Source organism: Devosia sp. J20-27, assembly GCF_055808595.1.
Genome location: NZ_CM147875.1, coordinates 1,052,813 through 1,067,169, shown reverse-complemented (window position 1 = coordinate 1,067,169; position 14,357 = coordinate 1,052,813). Strand labels below are relative to the sequence as shown.

Genomic DNA, 14,357 nt, shown 5'->3' with positions numbered 1-14,357 from the left:
GCATGCCCGGCTTGCGCCCGCGAGCCAGGACCAATCGACCCCCGCCCTGCCATTCTCACGGCTCTTGCTTAACACCCGGTTTATGGCGGGAGGGGCGATGATGTCGCAGGGGGGTGGGAGAGGGAGCCTAGCGGCCGGAGCGACGCCGAACCGGAGGTGTGCCGGAGCGCATCGCGTTCTCCGCGGCGGCGGCGAGGAAGCCGGAGCGGGTGTAGCCGTGCTGTTCCGCATAGCTGTCGATGTCTTCGAGCACGGCCGCCGGCAGTGTCACATTCACCCGGACGGCCTTTCGGGCATCTGCCCTGAGGCTGACGAGCATGGCCACGGCGTCCCGGTTTTCGGCGATCGACATCACCTCGGTCAGCGATGACGCCTCGGGGATAGCCTCACCGTCCTCCAACAGGCCATCGACATGCAGGGCCAGAGCTTCCTCTGCCATGGCCCGGGCATCGTCCAGATCGGTCCCGGCGGTGACAACGCCCGGAAAATCCGGAAACGACACACCGAAATCGCTGTCTTCGTCCTTGTGAATCAACCCGATAAACTGCCGCATATGGTCACCTCATCATCACGCCGGACTGCTTTTCGATACTTCGGAGCGTGCCGACGGGAATATCGCGCTTCGGGTGGGGGCAGGTGACTCGACCTGGTTTGGTCGGGTGCTTGAGCTGGACATGACTTCCCCGACGAGCAACCTCGTACCATCCGTCCGCCGCCAATCGCCTCAACACCTCGGCGCTCTTCATGTGTGTATAAATACACATGATTGGAAGAGTTCGCAACGGACCTCGACAACGCATGGCATTGGCCGGGCCGCACCCCGGACAAACAAAAAGGCGCCCGAAGGCGCCTTTGTTTCCCGTGGCTTGCCAACCGTGGGAAGTTTTGGAGCGGGCGAAGGGATTCGAACCCTCGACCCTAACCTTGGCAAGGTTATGCTCTACCCCTGAGCTACACCCGCACTCCATCGCCGGACACCGATGGCTTGGCACCGCGTCGACGGGCGCCTATATGCCTAATCGAAAGCGGGTTTGCAACAGTAAGTTTTGACGGTTTTGCGAAGCCCCGGACAGAGACGAGGATCGGCACATATGGACATCAATCTGGCGGCGAGCAGCGCAGGCACACCCGGGCCCGCGGCGGCCCATATCAAGGACTCGACCGATCGGGCCTTCAAGGAGGATGTCATCGACGCCTCGCTGGAGGCGCCGGTCCTGGTCGATTTCTGGGCCCCCTGGTGCGGCCCCTGCCGGCAGCTGACGCCGAACCTGGAAAAGGTGATCGGCGAAAAGCAGGGCAAGATCCGGCTGGTCAAGATCAACATCGACGAGAACCCCGCCATTGCCGGCCAGCTCGGCATCCAGTCGATCCCGGCGGTGTTTGCCTTTGCCGGCGGCCGGCCGGTCGATGCCTTCATGGGCGCGCTGCCCGAGAGCGAAGTGCGCAAGTTTGCCGAGAAGGTGATCGCCGCGGCACCCGCCGGCGCGCCGCAGCCCGGCAGCATCGAGGAAGAAATCAAGACCGCGCTGGCCGATGCCAGCGAGGCGATGACGGCTGGCGACATCAATCGCGCCGCCCAGATCTACGGCCAGGTGCTGCAGTACCAGCCCGAGAACGTCGAGGCCCTGCTGGCCATGACCAAGCTCTTCCTCGGCGTCGGCGACCTCGAACAGGCTCAGGCGACGCTGGCCATGGTGCCCGAAGCCGAGCGCAAGGGCGAGGCCTACGCGTCGGCCAGTGCGGCGATCAAGCTGCTGCTCGAGGCTTCGGAACTCTCGGAGGCCGACGAGCTCGAACAGAAGCTTGCCGCCAACCCCGACGACCACCAGACGCGCTTCGATCTGGCCGTGGTGCGCAACGCCCAGGGCCAGCGCGTCGAGGCGGCCGAGGCGCTGGTGGCGCTGATGAAGCGCGACCGCGAATGGAACGAGGATGGCGCCCGCAAGAAGCTGCTCGAACTGTTCGAGGCCTGGGGTCCCAAGGATCCGGCAACTATAAGAGGCCGCAGACTCCTCTCGGCGCTGCTTTTCTCCTAAGATAGCTCTATGCCCAAGCGTCCTGCCTCATCCGCCGACCTGCCCGAAATCGTCCCGGTGTTCCCGCTGACGGGTGCCTTGCTGCTGCCGTTCTCGCACCGGCCGCTCAATATCTTCGAGCCGCGCTACATCGATATGGTCGATGCGGCGCTGGCCGGCGACCGGCTGATCGGCCTGATCCAGCCGCAGGATTCCTCTGAAGAAAGCCCCAAGGGCCGCGAGCCGCTGCAATCGGTCGGCTGCCTGGGCCGCATCACGCATTTCGAGGAAAACGGCGAGGGCCGCTATTTCATCATTCTCGAGGGCATCACCCGCTTCGAGGCGATCCAGGAGGTGACGATGCGCAAGCCGTACCGTCAGTTCCGCATCGCCGCCGAGCGCTTTGCCCTCGATTTCGACCGGCTGCACGGCGAGGAAGCCGTCGACCGCCAGCGCTTCCTCAAGATGATGCGCGACTATGCCGAGTTTGCCGAGTTCGAGCTGAACTGGGACGAGATCAAGAAGACCGGCACCGCCGACCTCGTCAATTTCTGCTGCATGGTGTCGCCCTATGGCGCCGCCGAAAAGCAGGTGTTGCTGGAAGCCCGCTCGCTCGAGGATCGCGCCGAGACGCTGATCGCCATGGCCGAGTACGAAATGGCCAAGGGCGACAACGCCACGGCGCCGCTCAATTGAGCGATGACGTGTCGGCGGCCGCGCCGCCGGCCAATCCGCGCTTCGTTCTCGACCCCCGCACTCTCGAAATGCTGGTCTGCCCGCTGACCAAGACCCGCCTGTCGCTGACCCCCGACGGCAGCGAACTGGTATCGGTGGTGGCGCGCCTCGCCTTCCCGATCCGCGACGGCGTGCCGATGCTCAGCCTCGACGAGGCCCGCCAGATCGATCCCGACGACCCGCAGGAGCGGATCAGATTGGGTATCCGCTGAGCAGCCGCGGCCCGCTGCGGCCGATACCGGCCGCCTGCGCGATCAGCGCGTCCTTGACCACCGGCAGCCGGTCGACCACCCCCAGCCCGAAATCGCGCAGCGCCCGCACCGGCGCCACGTCGTTGGAGAACAGCCGGTTCATGCCGTCGGTGACCAGCGCCATCAGCGACGTATCGAGCCGCCGCCAGCGCTGATAGCGCTCCAGCACGTCCTCGCTGCCGTGATCGAGCCCCATCCGCATGGCCTCGATCACCACCTCGGCCAGCGCCGCCACATCCTTGAGCCCCAGATTGAGCCCCTGCCCGGCGATGGGATGCACCACATGCGCGGCATCGCCGATCAGCGCCAGCCGCGGCGCGATGAACGCGCGCGCCAGTTTCAGGCTGAGCGGAAAGCTCTGCGGCCTGTCCTCCAGCGTCACCGCCCCGAGGCTCGACCCCATCGCGGCCTCGATCTCGAGCGCAATGTCTGCAGGCGGCAGCGTCTTGATGCGCGCCGCCTCGTCCATTGTCTCGGTCCACACCAGCGAAGAACGCAGTCCTTTGCCCTCGGCATCGAGCAGCGGCAGGCTGGCAAACGGCCCGTTGGGGCGGAAATGCTCGTAGGCCGTGCCCTCGTGATCGAGCTCGTGGCCGATGGTGGTGACAATGCCGGCCTGCCGGTAGTCATGCGTCACCACGTCGATGCCGGCCATCTGCCGCAGCGTGGAATTGCCGCCGTCCGAGGCGATGACCAGTGGCGCCTTGAGAGTGCGGCCATCCTTGAGGCTGAGCCGGCCCGGCGCCAGGCCGGTGATCTCCACCGGGGTGATGAAGGTAACCTGCCCTTCGACCGCCGCCAGCAGCGCCGCCACCATCGCCTTGTTGGGCACCAGGTGGGCGAAGGGTTCGCCCGGCGCCACGTCGCCCTCGAACTGCAGGAACAATGGTCGTGAAATGTCGCCGCGGCCCGAATCGCTGAGCTTCATCTGCCGGACCGGCGAAGCTGATGGCGCCATCGCGCTCCAGACGCCCAGCTGCTCGAACACCCGGCGCACCCCGGCAGCGATGGCGAAAGCCCGCTGGTCGTCAGGAACGGTGAAGGGTCGCCGGTCGACCAGCGCCACTTTGACATCGTCGAGAAAGCGCGTCAGCGCCAGGGCCATGGCCAGGCCCGAGGGCCCGCCGCCGACGATGACCACATCGAATTGCTCGTCCTGCATCGCTTCACCTGTCGCTTGGGCCGCTCCGGCCGCTGCCATCTATTTCGGCCCTCTGCCCCGCCGGTGCAAGCGCCGCGCTGCCGCAGCTGCGACGCTGCTCATTTGAGCATCAACAATGTTCCGATTGCACAATCATTGTGCAGAAACCTGACCTAGACAGCCGGCAAAGTGACAGAAGCCGCCCGGCCACGGCTCAAATACCTAACGAAATCATAATCTTGAGCGGAGTGGTGAAGCTTTGGCACGGCACTTGAGTCTGGTTGGGCATTGGAGATCGTCCAAAAACAGCTATCGAAAGGGGCATCCATGAAACTGGTGATAGCAATCATCAAACCGTCACGCCTGGAAGAGGTCCGTCAGGCCCTCAACTCGCTGGACGTCCACGGCATGACCGTGACCGAAGTCAAGGGATATGGCCGCCAGAAGGGGCATTCCGAGATTTACCGCGGCACCGAATATGCCGTGCATTTCCTGCCCAAGCTCAAGATCGAGATCGCCGTCGATGACGCGCAGTCCGATGCCATCGTCTCGGCCATCCGCGAGAGCGCCCAGACCGGCCGCATTGGCGACGGCAAGATCTTCGTCCTCGATCTCATGGCTGTGACCCGCATCCGCACCGGTGAAACCGGCGCGGCCGCGCTCTGATGCCACATCTCTTTGGGGAAACCATAATGACAGCACTCAAGACGTCAAAACTCATAGGAGCGGTGGCCCTGGCCTCGCTCGCAGTGGCCCTCCCGGCCTTCGCCCAGGATGCGGCCGCCCCGGCAGCCGATGCGGCAGCAGCTGCCACCGAAGTGGTAACCGAAGCCGTCGCCGCCACGATCGACAAGGGTGACACCACCTGGATGCTCATCTCGACCATCCTCGTGATCGCCATGACCATTCCCGGCCTCGCCCTGTTCTACGGCGGCCTGGTGCGCGCCAAGAACATGCTCTCGGTCCTGATGCAGGTTCTGGCCGGCTTCTCGATGATGGCCCTGCTCTGGGTGATCTACGGCTATTCGCTGGCCTTCAACGGTCCGACCGAAGGCGGCCTCTCGGCCTTCATCGGCGACTTCTCAAAACTCTTCCTCGCCGGCGTGACCCCGGACTCGACCGCTGCAACCTTCACCGAAGGCGTCGAGATCCCGGAACTCAGCTTCATCGTCTTCCAGCTGACCTTCGCCGCCATTACCCCGGCGCTGATCGTCGGCGCGATTGCCGAGCGCATGAAGTTCGGTGCCCTGATGGCCTTCCTCGCCATCTGGTTCACCTTCTCCTACCTGCCGATCGCCCACATGGTGTGGGGCGGTGGCGGCCTGCTGTTCAACATGGGCGCCTATGACTTCGCCGGCGGCACCGTGGTGCACATCAATGCCGGTGTGGCCGGCCTCGTCGCTGCCATCATGCTCGGCAGCCGCAAGGAATTCCTCAAGGAGCCGATTCCCCCGCACAACCTGACCTTCACCTATATCGGTGCCTGTCTGCTGTGGGTTGGCTGGTTCGGCTTCAATGCCGGTTCCAACCTCGAATCGACCGGCCTTGCTGCCCAGGCCGTGCTCAACACCATCACCGCTCCGGCCGCTGCTGCCCTCGCCTGGGCCGTCGCCGAAAAGTTCACCCGCGGCCATGCTTCGCTGCTCGGTGCTGCTTCGGGTGCCGTTGCCGGTCTCGTCGCCATCACCCCTGCCGCCGGCTTTGCCGGTTCGATGGGTGCGATCGTGCTCGGCGCCGTTGCCGGTGTGGTCTGCCTGTGGGCCGTCGTCACCCTCAAGCCGATGCTCAAGTACGACGACGCGCTTGACGTGTTCGGCGTCCACGGTGTCGGCGGTATCGTCGGTGCGCTCGGCACGGCCATCGTCGCCGCGCCGGAACTGGGCGGCTATGCCCTCGACGGCTACACCATGGGCGGTCAGTTCATGACCCAGCTCATCGCTGTTGTCATCGCCGTTGTCTGGTCGGGTGTGGTGACCGTCATTGCCATGCTGATCGTCAAGGCCCTGTTCCGTGGCGCCCGTGTCTCCGAGTCGGCCGAGTCCGATGGCCTCGACATCACCAGCCACGGCGAACGCGCCTACAACTAAGCCTCTTGCGGCAGCGGATCACCGCCGCTGCCGCAATCGGAACTGGAGGGCCGGGCTGCGGTCCGGTCCTCCGCCCCGACCCCCGGTGTCCTTCCGTTGGTCGCGGCGTGCAGCTCAGGTACCTCTTGGCCCGCCACAGAGGCTTCCCACTCGCAAACCACTTGGGCTGCACACCCCGATCAACCGCCGCTTCGCGGTTCCCCTGCTGCCTATTTGTTAGGCGCGGCACGGCGATTGATCGCCCATTTTATGGGCAGCGTGCGGCCTTCCTGCCCAGCCTTGCTACTCTTCCCTGAAATCATTGACGAATTTCTGCCGCTGCAAGTGGCACGGCAGTTGCTCTGATTGCCGCATGGATCACCTCGATTGCGAGTCGAGGTCCCTGGCCGGCCCCGGAGGCGGGTTGGCCGGCTCAATAAGGAGAGCAGGTGCGCAGCGCCTGTTCGAGTGGGAGGCTTCTGATGGATACGTCCAACGTCGGTTTCGACGTCTTTTTCCTGTTGCTGGGTGCCATTCTGGTGTTCGCCATGCATGGCGGCTTCGCGTTTCTCGAGGTCGGCTCGGTGCGCGGCAAGAACCAGGTCAACGCCCTGGTCAAGATCATCGTCGATTTCGCCTTTTCGACGCTGGCCTATTTCCTGATCGGCTACACCGTCGCCTATGGCGTCACCTTCCTGCAGAGCGCCGCGACCCTCTCCGGGGCCGGCGGCGGCTTCGGGCCGCAGGGCGTGTCGCTGGTCAAGTTCTTCTTCCTCGCCACCTTTGCGGCGGCGGTCCCCGCCATCATTTCCGGCGGCATTGCCGAACGGGCGCAGTTCTGGCCGCAGGTCATCGCCGCCTCGATCATTGTCGGCCTGATCTATCCCTTCACCGAGGGCATCGTCTGGAACGGCAATTTCGGCCTGCAGGGCTGGCTGGAAGCCAGCTTCGGCGCCCCGCTGCATGATTTCGCCGGCTCGATCGTGGTGCACGCGCTGGGCGGCTGGCTGGCGCTGGCGGCCGTATTGCGGCTGGGGGCCCGCGCCGGCCGCTACGGTCCGCATGGACGCCCCTTCGCCCCGTCCTCGATCCCGTGGCTGGCCCTCGGCACCTGGCTGCTCTGCGTCGGCTGGTTCGGCTTCAACGTCATGTCGGCCCAGTCCGTGGCCGCCGTGTCGGGTCTGGTGGCGCTCAATTCGCTGATGGCCATGGTTGGCGGCATCGTCACCGCCGCGCTGGTGTCCAGAGCCGACCCCGGCTTCGTGCACAACGGCGCGCTGGCAGGACTGGTGGCGGTCTGCGCCGGCTCCGACCTCTTCCATCCGGTCGGCGCCCTGCTGGTCGGCGGCATTGCCGGCTTCATCTTCGTCAAGGGTTTCACCTGGACCCAGGAGCGGCTGAAGATCGACGACGTCCTCGGCGTCTGGCCGCTGCACGGCCTCTGCGGCCTCTGGGGCGGCATCGCCGCCGGCATTTTCGGGCTGGAAGCCCTTGGCGGCATGGGCGGTGTGTCCATCTTCTCCCAGCTGATCGGCAGCCTTGCCGTCTCGGCCTATGCGCTGGGCGCCGGCTACCTGCTCTACTTCGTCACCTCACGCGCCATGCCGATCCGCTTGAGCGACGAACAGCAGCGCCGGGGCGCCGATCTCGCCATCCACTCGATCGGTTCGGAGCCCGAACGCGAGTTCTGATCGCGCTTGCACGTGAATCGTCACGCACCGGGTCCATGGTTAGGTCGCAATTAACCATGGACCCCTAGCATGCAGGATGGGCCGGCAAGTCGCTCCGGCCAGTGAGTTCCAGCTAGTAAGTGTAAGAAGACGATGCCGGCACAGCCCCTGCTTGAAGACGCCCGTTCCACCGCACCCGCTCCGGCGATAGCGATTCGCATCCCCGTGCGGCTCGTCGGCCTGATCGTTCTCGGGCTGGTGGCGGTGGTCATGATCTCGCTGGCCAGCTGGTCGGTGGACGACCCCAGCTTCTCCTATGCCACCAGCAAGGCACCGCAGAACTGGCTCGGCTTCCCCGGCGCGGTGATCGCCGACATGAGCTTCCAGGTATTCGGCATCGGCATGTTCGCCGTGCTGGTGCCCCCCGCTTTGTGGGCCTGGAGCCTGGTGCGGCTGCGCGTCCCCTCGCGCATGGGCCTGCGCGTCCTCGCCTGGATTGCCGCCAGCGTGCTGACCTGCGGCGTGTTCGCCTTCATTGCCGCGCCCCAGAGCTGGCCGCTGCCGACCGGCCTGGGCGGCCTCGCCGGCACCATGTTCACCAATCTCGCCGTGCTGGCGACGGGCGAGAACCCGCAGCCGGTGACGGCCATTCTCTTTGCCATCATCATTGCCACCCCGACGCTGGCGCTGCTCTGGATCGCCATGGGTCTGGGGAAGGTCTCCATGCCGCAGCTGCCGCCCAAGTCGGCCAAGCCGGCCAAGGCTGCGCCTGCCGGCGCCCGCCTGACCGACGACGAGGACGATATCGAGCCCGAGCGCAACTCGCTGTTCGACGTCGCCTTCGGCGCCATGATGCATCTGGGCTATTCCGCCCGCACCGCCTTCCGCCGGGCCCGCAGCAATCTGCGCGAAAAGCGCGCCGCCGAGACCGAGCACGCCCAGTGGCGCGAGGCCGGCGCCATCGAGCCGAGCCTCGCAGGCCAGGCCCCCGCCGCCCCGGCCGGCCGGCAGGAACCGACGCTGGGCACCGAGCGCCGCGCCATCACCATTGGCGGCCAGGACGATTATGACGACGAGGCCGACTATGTGGACGAGCCCGCCTTCGAGCCCGACGACGCCGACCTCATGTATGAGGCGCCGCCGCGCCCGACGCGTGGCCCGGCCGCCCGCATCGGCCAGCCCCAGCCTCCTGCAGCTGCAGCATCCGCACCGCGCGTGACGGCGCCCGCGCCCCGGCCGCAGCCCGGCACAAGGGCCCAGCGCGAGGCCCAGGGCAGCCTGCTCGACGAGCATAACGGCTTCGAGCTGCCCGAGCTGAGTCTGCTGGCCGAACCCCGGCACAAGGGCCCCAGCCCCGAGCACGCGCCCGAACGGCTGGAAGCCATGGCCCGCCGCCTCGAAGGCGTGCTGCAGGATTTTGGCGTCAAGGGCGACATCATCAACGTCCGCCCCGGCCCCGTGGTCACGCTCTATGAGCTCGAGCCGGCGCCCGGCATCAAGTCGAGCCGCGTCATCTCGCTGGCCGACGATATTGCCCGCTCGATGAGCGCCATCTCGGTGCGCGTCGCCGTGGTGCCCGGCCGCAATGCCATCGGCATCGAGCTGCCCAACGAGACGCGCGAGACCGTCTATCTGCGCGAAATGCTGGCCTCGTCCGATTTCGAGAAGATGAAGGGCAAGTTGCCGATCTGCCTGGGCAAGACCATTGGCGGAGAGCCGATCATCGCCGACCTGGCGCGCATGCCGCATCTGCTGATCGCCGGCACCACCGGTTCGGGCAAGTCCGTCGGCATCAACACCTTCATCCTGTCGCTGCTCTATCAGATGACCCCGGAAAAGTGCCGGCTCATCATGATCGACCCCAAGATGCTGGAACTCTCGATCTATGACGGCATCCCGCATCTGCTGACGCCGGTCGTCACCGACCCGGCCAAGGCCGTGGTGGCGCTCAAATGGGCGGTCCGCGAGATGGAGGACCGCTATCGCAAGATGAGCAAGATCGGCGTCCGCAACATCGACGGCTTCAACCAGCGCGTCACCGAGGCCAACCGCAAGGGCGAGGTGATCACCCGCACCGTGCAGACCGGCTTCGACAAGGAAACCGGCGAGGCCATCTTCGAGAGCGAGCAGTTCGAGCTCGAGCCGCTGCCCTTCATCGTCGTCATCATCGACGAGATGGCCGACCTGATGATGGTCGCCGGCAAGGAGATCGAAGGCTCGGTGCAGCGCCTGGCGCAGATGGCCCGTGCCGCCGGCATCCATGTCATCACCGCCACCCAGCGCCCCTCGGTGGACGTCATCACCGGCACCATCAAGGCCAACTTCCCCACCCGCATCTCCTTCCAGGTGACCTCCAAGATCGATTCGCGCACCATCCTGGGCGAACAGGGCGCCGAGCAGCTGCTGGGCAATGGCGACATGCTCTACATGGCCGGTGGCGGCCGCATCCGCCGCCTGCACGGGCCGTTCGTCTCCGATACCGAGGTCGAGGCCATCGTCACCCACCTCAAGTCGCAGGGCGCGCCAGACTATCTCGACTCGATCACCGCCGAGGAAGAGGAGTTCGATCCCGAATCGGCCCTGGCATCGGAGGGTGGGGGCTCGGGCGACGACCTTTACGACAAGGCCGTGCACGTCGTGCTCACCGACAAGAAGGTCTCGACCTCCTATATCCAGCGCCGCCTCGCCATCGGCTACAACAAGGCCGCCACGCTGATCGAGCGCATGGAGCAGGAAGGCGTCATCAGCCAGGCCAACCATGCCGGCAAGCGCGAGATCCTCGTCGGCAACAACGCCGACGGGTACTGAGCGATCACTAGGCTACGTAGCGAGGGGGCCTCGTCCCCTCGACATCGCCAGGCAGACAGCAACAGGGACCGCCAATCATCCGGTCCCGCAAATACCCTCTGGACTCGATATAAGTGTGGTCTTATATAAGGCCTCACCGATATAAGGGGACCAGGGATGACATTCGATATCGCCGCCCATCTGGGCGCCATGATCCGCACCGTCGAAAACCTCGAGCGCGATGGCCAGCCGGCCAAGGCGGTGGTCGCCAGCCGTGTCTATGACACCGATATGGCCGACCTCTGGGACGCCCTCACCAATCCCGATCGTCTGCCGCGCTGGTTCGCCCAGGTGGACGGCGATCTGTCGCTCGGCGGCCGCTTCCACGTCCAGAACAATGCCTCGGGCACCATCACCGCCTGCGCTGCGCCGCGGCATCTGGCGGGCACGTGGGAATTCGCCGGCGCCGTCTCGTGGATCGAGATCGATCTGGCGGCCGAAGGCGACGGGACACTGCTCGTACTGCGCCACATTGCCCCGCTGTCGCCGCACTGGGACCAGTTCGGCCCCGGCGCGGTCGGCGTCGGCTGGGAACTCGGCATGCTCGGCCTCTCGGCCCATCTGGCGGCGCCCGATTCCGACGTCAGAACGGAGGGCAAAGGCTGGGAAACCTCTGACGAGGCCAAGGCGTTGGTCCGGGCTTCCAGCGAGGGCTGGGGACATGCCGACATCGCCGCCGGCGAGGATCCTGCCCATGCCCGCAAGGCGGCCGAAGCGACCCGCCGCTTCTATTCCGGCGAGCCACCCGAGGCCGTTTGATGCATGCCTTCGACGTCCTCGGCGATCCGGTTCGCCGCCGCATCCTGGAACTGCTCGCCGAGCGCGAGCAGGCCTCTGGAGAGGTCGTCGAAGTGATTGCCGCCGAGTTCGGCATTACCCAGGCCGCCGTCAGCCAGCACCTGAAGGTCCTCCGCGAATCGGGCTTCGCGCAGGTTCGGCCGGAGGGCACCCGCCGCTACTACCAGCTCGATATCACGCCGATGCGCGATGTCGACGACTGGCTGGCCCAGTTCCGGGTCTTCTGGACTCACAAGCTCGATGCCCTCGCCACGGAAATCGCCCGTGGCAAGAAACAGCGCGGCGACTGACCCTCCCCCGGAACCTTCCACCTCTTGCCGCAATTGCGCACTAGGGCTGGTTCAGCCAAGCTCAGACACAGATCCGCCCAAGGACACGCCACGCTATGATTCGCCGGACCCTGCTTGCCCTCGTCGCTGCCCTCGGCATCGCCGCCGCCCTGCCCGCCATGGCGCAGGAGCCGCGGCAGCTGACGCAGGAGGAGATCGACCTGATCAACGCCATCAGCGCCCACAATTCCGGGGTCAAGACCATGGTCGGGCGCTTTCTGCAGATCGACACGCAGGGCCAGAAGATCGAGGGCACGTTCTTTATCGAACGTCCCGGCAAGGTGCTGTTCCGCTACAACCCGCCCTCCTACGAGCAGATCGTCTCCATCGGCCGCGGCTTTTACGTCGTCGACCGCAAGGAAAAGACCCAGTACGCCTATCCGCAGGACAAGGTGCCGCTGCGCGAGTTCCTCGAATCAGAGATCAACCTGCTGCGCTCCAACATCGTCGCCATCGACCATTCCAGCGACTACCTGACGCTCAGCCTGCAGGACGATACGCCCGCCGGGCTGGTCACCGTGGATCTGGTGTTCGACAGGGAAACCTACGATCTCCGGCAATGGGTGCTGACCGAGCCGTCCGGCGCGCAGCTGACCTTCTCGCTCTACGACGTCGAAATGAACGTCGAGATCCCGCGCACCTTCTTTTCCATCGATGCCACCTACCGCAATATCGACCCGAGCACCGGCAAGTAGGCCAAATGCGGGCTTAATCGGCTTTACGCATCTCCGGCCGGGGGCCATAAGAGCGCGCCCCCAACGGAAGCGCGTGATCCATGCCCACCTCCATAGCGACCTGGAACATCAATTCGGTGCGGCTGCGCCTGCCGATGGTGCTCGATTTCCTGCGCCAGTATCAGCCCGATGTGCTCTGCCTGCAGGAGATCAAGTGCCTCAACGAGCAGTTCCCGCGTAAGGAATTCATCGCTGCCGGCTACCCCTATCACGCCGTGCACGGCCAGAAGGGCTATCATGGCGTCGCCATCGTCTCGAAAGTGCCTCTGACCGATATTTCCAGCCGCGTCTTCTGCGAAATCGAGGAAAGCCGCCACGTCTCGGCCGTGCTCGACCTGGGCAAGGGCCCGCTCACCGTGCACAGCTTCTATATCCCCGCCGGCGGCGACGAGGCCGATCCCGAGATCAATCCGAAGTTCCGGCACAAGCTCGGTTTTCTCGCCGAGCTCAAGAGCTGGTTCGGCGACCAGAGCTTTTCGCGCAGCCAGCTGATCTGCGGCGATTTCAACATTGCCCCGCTCGAGCACGACGTCTGGAGCCACAAGCAGCTGCTCAAGGTGGTGAGCCATACCCCGGTCGAGACCGAAGCGCTGCAGGAGCTGCTCACCGGCGGCCATGGCTGGGTCGACCTGATCCGCAAGCACGTGCCGCACGACCAGAAGCTCTACTCCTGGTGGAGCTACCGCGCCCGCGACTGGGACAGCGCCGACAAGGGGCGCCGCCTCGACCATATCTGGGCCACCAGCGACGTCGCCGCCCATGCGACAGGCTACGATATCGTTCGCGCCGCCCGGGGCTGGACCGACAAGCCGTCCGACCATGTGCCGGTGATCGCCCGCTTCGACTAGGAATCGCGTTATGTCGGACAGAATGCTTGTCTCTTCAGGGTCTTACCTGGAGCCCGTCATCGGGTTTTCGCGCGCCGTACGCGTCGGCAACATGATTGTCGTCGGCGGCACCGCACCGATCCGGGCCGAGGGTGGCACGGCCGCCATCGGCGACGTCTATGGCCAGACCAGGCGCTGTCTCGAAATTGTCGAGCGGGCAATTGTCGATGCCGGCGGGGCGCTGGCCAATGTCACCCGCACCCGCATCATCCTCACCGATATCAGCCTCTGGAAAGAGGCGGCCCGCGCTCACGCCGAAGCCTTCGGCGACATCCGGCCGGTGACCACGCTGATGCAGGTCAGCGCCTTCGTCGATCCGGACTGGCTGGTGGAAATCGAGGCCGAGGCGCTGCTCTAGCCGGGCGTCCCGGCTTGCGGCTCAGGACTTGGCGATGCGCGGCTTGAGGTTTTCGATGGCGCCCAGATAGCCGGTGAGCTCACGGCGGATGCGGTCCGCGGCGCGCTGCGCCAGATCGGGATATTGCTGCGCCAGCTTCATGAACGCCGAGCGCGGCACAAAAAGCGTCTCCACGGCATCGACGGCCTTGAGCGTCACCGGGCGGGGCTTGGACACCACAAGCGCCATCGCCCCCAGCACCGAACCGGCATCGTGGATCAGAAAGGGGTTATCCTCGCCACCGTCGCGCGTCGTCGCCACGGTGCCGGAAACCAGCACATGTGCACCCTCCGGAGTGTCGCCACTCTTGTAGATCACAGTGCCCGGCCGGAATTTCTTGCGCTCGCTGGCAAAGGCCAGCAGGCGACGCTGCTCGGCGTCGCAGACTTCGAAGAAGTCCGCGCGCCCAAGAATTGTCGCCGCGTCGTCTAGTTGCATGCCCTTGCCCGGTTCCCGCGTCCGGCACACCACGGCCGGGAAGCCGGGT

Annotated in this window: 16 protein-coding genes and 1 tRNA gene; 12 read left to right on the top strand and 5 right to left on the bottom strand. The window is 65.6% G+C overall.

The window, feature by feature from the left end:
• Positions 1 to 127: 127 nt before the first annotated feature.
• The 3 genes from AC0L4C_RS05240 to AC0L4C_RS05230 form a co-directional block, all read right to left on the bottom strand.
• Positions 128 to 553, bottom strand: coding sequence for a type II toxin-antitoxin system HicB family antitoxin (locus AC0L4C_RS05240; RefSeq protein WP_473402555.1), 426 nt, complete (start codon positions 551 to 553; stop codon positions 128 to 130).
• Between the two features lie 4 nt (positions 554 to 557).
• The gene (locus AC0L4C_RS05235) at positions 558 to 746 is read right to left on the bottom strand and encodes a type II toxin-antitoxin system HicA family toxin (protein WP_473402554.1); all 189 of its coding nucleotides are present in this window, start codon (positions 744 to 746) and stop codon (positions 558 to 560) included.
• 140 nt (positions 747 to 886) lie between these two features.
• A tRNA-Gly gene (locus AC0L4C_RS05230) sits at positions 887 to 961 on the bottom strand.
• A gap of 130 nt (positions 962 to 1,091) precedes the next feature.
• Between AC0L4C_RS05230 and AC0L4C_RS05225 the strand changes: the two genes are divergently transcribed.
• From AC0L4C_RS05225 to AC0L4C_RS05215, 3 genes are read left to right on the top strand one after another with little or no spacing between them, the layout of a single operon-like run.
• On the top strand, positions 1,092 to 2,036 hold the full coding sequence (locus AC0L4C_RS05225; RefSeq protein WP_473402553.1) for a tetratricopeptide repeat protein: 945 nt from the start codon (positions 1,092 to 1,094) through the stop codon (positions 2,034 to 2,036).
• Positions 2,037 to 2,045: 9 nt separating this feature from the next.
• Entirely contained in the window at positions 2,046 to 2,711 is a 666-nt protein-coding gene (locus AC0L4C_RS05220; protein ID WP_473402551.1) for an LON peptidase substrate-binding domain-containing protein, read from the top strand.
• A gap of 8 nt (positions 2,712 to 2,719) precedes the next feature.
• Complete coding sequence (locus tag AC0L4C_RS05215; protein WP_473403452.1) at positions 2,720 to 2,962, top strand: Trm112 family protein; 243 nt, start codon at positions 2,720 to 2,722, stop codon at positions 2,960 to 2,962.
• On the opposite strand, the gene AC0L4C_RS05210 is transcribed toward AC0L4C_RS05215, so the two are convergent.
• The gene (locus tag AC0L4C_RS05210) at positions 2,943 to 4,163 is read right to left on the bottom strand and encodes an FAD-dependent monooxygenase (RefSeq protein ID WP_473402550.1); all 1,221 of its coding nucleotides are present in this window, start codon (positions 4,161 to 4,163) and stop codon (positions 2,943 to 2,945) included. The genes AC0L4C_RS05215 and AC0L4C_RS05210 overlap by 20 nt on opposite strands.
• A gap of 306 nt (positions 4,164 to 4,469) precedes the next feature.
• Between AC0L4C_RS05210 and AC0L4C_RS05205 the strand changes: the two genes are divergently transcribed.
• From AC0L4C_RS05205 to AC0L4C_RS05165, 9 genes are all read left to right on the top strand, one after another.
• Complete coding sequence (locus AC0L4C_RS05205; RefSeq protein ID WP_473402549.1) at positions 4,470 to 4,808, top strand: P-II family nitrogen regulator; 339 nt, start codon at positions 4,470 to 4,472, stop codon at positions 4,806 to 4,808.
• Between the two features lie 26 nt (positions 4,809 to 4,834).
• Positions 4,835 to 6,229 (top strand): ammonium transporter, encoded by a 1,395-nt coding sequence (locus tag AC0L4C_RS05200; RefSeq protein WP_473402547.1) that lies wholly within the window; start codon positions 4,835 to 4,837, stop codon positions 6,227 to 6,229.
• A gap of 461 nt (positions 6,230 to 6,690) precedes the next feature.
• Positions 6,691 to 7,899, top strand: coding sequence for an ammonium transporter (locus AC0L4C_RS05195; protein ID WP_473402546.1), 1,209 nt, complete (start codon positions 6,691 to 6,693; stop codon positions 7,897 to 7,899).
• A gap of 132 nt (positions 7,900 to 8,031) precedes the next feature.
• A complete protein-coding gene (locus AC0L4C_RS05190; RefSeq protein WP_473402544.1) occupies positions 8,032 to 10,686 on the top strand; it encodes a DNA translocase FtsK in 2,655 nt (884 codons plus the stop codon).
• Positions 10,687 to 10,842: 156 nt separating this feature from the next.
• Positions 10,843 to 11,484 (top strand): SRPBCC family protein, encoded by a 642-nt coding sequence (locus tag AC0L4C_RS05185; protein WP_473402543.1) that lies wholly within the window; start codon positions 10,843 to 10,845, stop codon positions 11,482 to 11,484.
• The gene (locus AC0L4C_RS05180; RefSeq protein WP_473402542.1) at positions 11,484 to 11,813 is read left to right on the top strand and encodes an ArsR/SmtB family transcription factor; all 330 of its coding nucleotides are present in this window, start codon (positions 11,484 to 11,486) and stop codon (positions 11,811 to 11,813) included. Before AC0L4C_RS05185 ends, AC0L4C_RS05180 begins: the two co-directional genes overlap by 1 nt.
• A 95-nt stretch (positions 11,814 to 11,908) precedes the next feature.
• Positions 11,909 to 12,547: a LolA family protein gene (locus AC0L4C_RS05175; RefSeq protein ID WP_473402540.1), complete on the top strand. Its 639-nt coding sequence runs from the start codon at positions 11,909 to 11,911 to the stop codon at positions 12,545 to 12,547.
• A gap of 80 nt (positions 12,548 to 12,627) precedes the next feature.
• Complete coding sequence (xth, locus tag AC0L4C_RS05170) at positions 12,628 to 13,434, top strand: exodeoxyribonuclease III (protein WP_473402539.1); 807 nt, start codon at positions 12,628 to 12,630, stop codon at positions 13,432 to 13,434.
• 10 nt (positions 13,435 to 13,444) lie between these two features.
• Positions 13,445 to 13,831 carry a RidA family protein gene (locus AC0L4C_RS05165; protein WP_473402538.1) on the top strand — a complete coding sequence of 129 codons (387 nt, stop codon included), beginning with the start codon at positions 13,445 to 13,447 and terminating at the stop codon, positions 13,829 to 13,831.
• Positions 13,832 to 13,852: 21 nt separating this feature from the next.
• Here AC0L4C_RS05165 and AC0L4C_RS05160 read toward each other — a convergent pair whose 3' ends face one another.
• A complete protein-coding gene (locus tag AC0L4C_RS05160; RefSeq protein ID WP_473402536.1) occupies positions 13,853 to 14,308 on the bottom strand; it encodes a cyclic nucleotide-binding domain-containing protein in 456 nt (151 codons plus the stop codon).
• Positions 14,309 to 14,357 lie beyond the last annotated feature (49 nt).

Coding starts and splice junctions, on each gene's coding strand:
- AC0L4C_RS05240 (WP_473402555.1), bottom strand. CDS start 553: ATGCGGCAGTTTATCGGGTTGATTCACAAGGACGAAGACAGCGATTTC.
- AC0L4C_RS05235 (WP_473402554.1), bottom strand. CDS start 746: ATGAAGAGCGCCGAGGTGTTGAGGCGATTGGCGGCGGACGGATGGTAC.
- AC0L4C_RS05225 (WP_473402553.1), top strand. CDS start 1,092: ATGGACATCAATCTGGCGGCGAGCAGCGCAGGCACACCCGGGCCCGCG.
- AC0L4C_RS05220 (WP_473402551.1), top strand. CDS start 2,046: ATGCCCAAGCGTCCTGCCTCATCCGCCGACCTGCCCGAAATCGTCCCG.
- AC0L4C_RS05210 (WP_473402550.1), bottom strand. CDS start 4,163: ATGCAGGACGAGCAATTCGATGTGGTCATCGTCGGCGGCGGGCCCTCG.
- AC0L4C_RS05205 (WP_473402549.1), top strand. CDS start 4,470: ATGAAACTGGTGATAGCAATCATCAAACCGTCACGCCTGGAAGAGGTC.
- AC0L4C_RS05200 (WP_473402547.1), top strand. CDS start 4,835: ATGACAGCACTCAAGACGTCAAAACTCATAGGAGCGGTGGCCCTGGCC.
- AC0L4C_RS05195 (WP_473402546.1), top strand. CDS start 6,691: ATGGATACGTCCAACGTCGGTTTCGACGTCTTTTTCCTGTTGCTGGGT.
- AC0L4C_RS05190 (WP_473402544.1), top strand. CDS start 8,032: ATGCCGGCACAGCCCCTGCTTGAAGACGCCCGTTCCACCGCACCCGCT.
- AC0L4C_RS05185 (WP_473402543.1), top strand. CDS start 10,843: ATGACATTCGATATCGCCGCCCATCTGGGCGCCATGATCCGCACCGTC.
- AC0L4C_RS05180 (WP_473402542.1), top strand. CDS start 11,484: ATGCATGCCTTCGACGTCCTCGGCGATCCGGTTCGCCGCCGCATCCTG.
- AC0L4C_RS05175 (WP_473402540.1), top strand. CDS start 11,909: ATGATTCGCCGGACCCTGCTTGCCCTCGTCGCTGCCCTCGGCATCGCC.
- xth (WP_473402539.1), top strand. CDS start 12,628: ATGCCCACCTCCATAGCGACCTGGAACATCAATTCGGTGCGGCTGCGC.
- AC0L4C_RS05165 (WP_473402538.1), top strand. CDS start 13,445: ATGTCGGACAGAATGCTTGTCTCTTCAGGGTCTTACCTGGAGCCCGTC.
- AC0L4C_RS05160 (WP_473402536.1), bottom strand. CDS start 14,308: ATGCAACTAGACGACGCGGCGACAATTCTTGGGCGCGCGGACTTCTTC.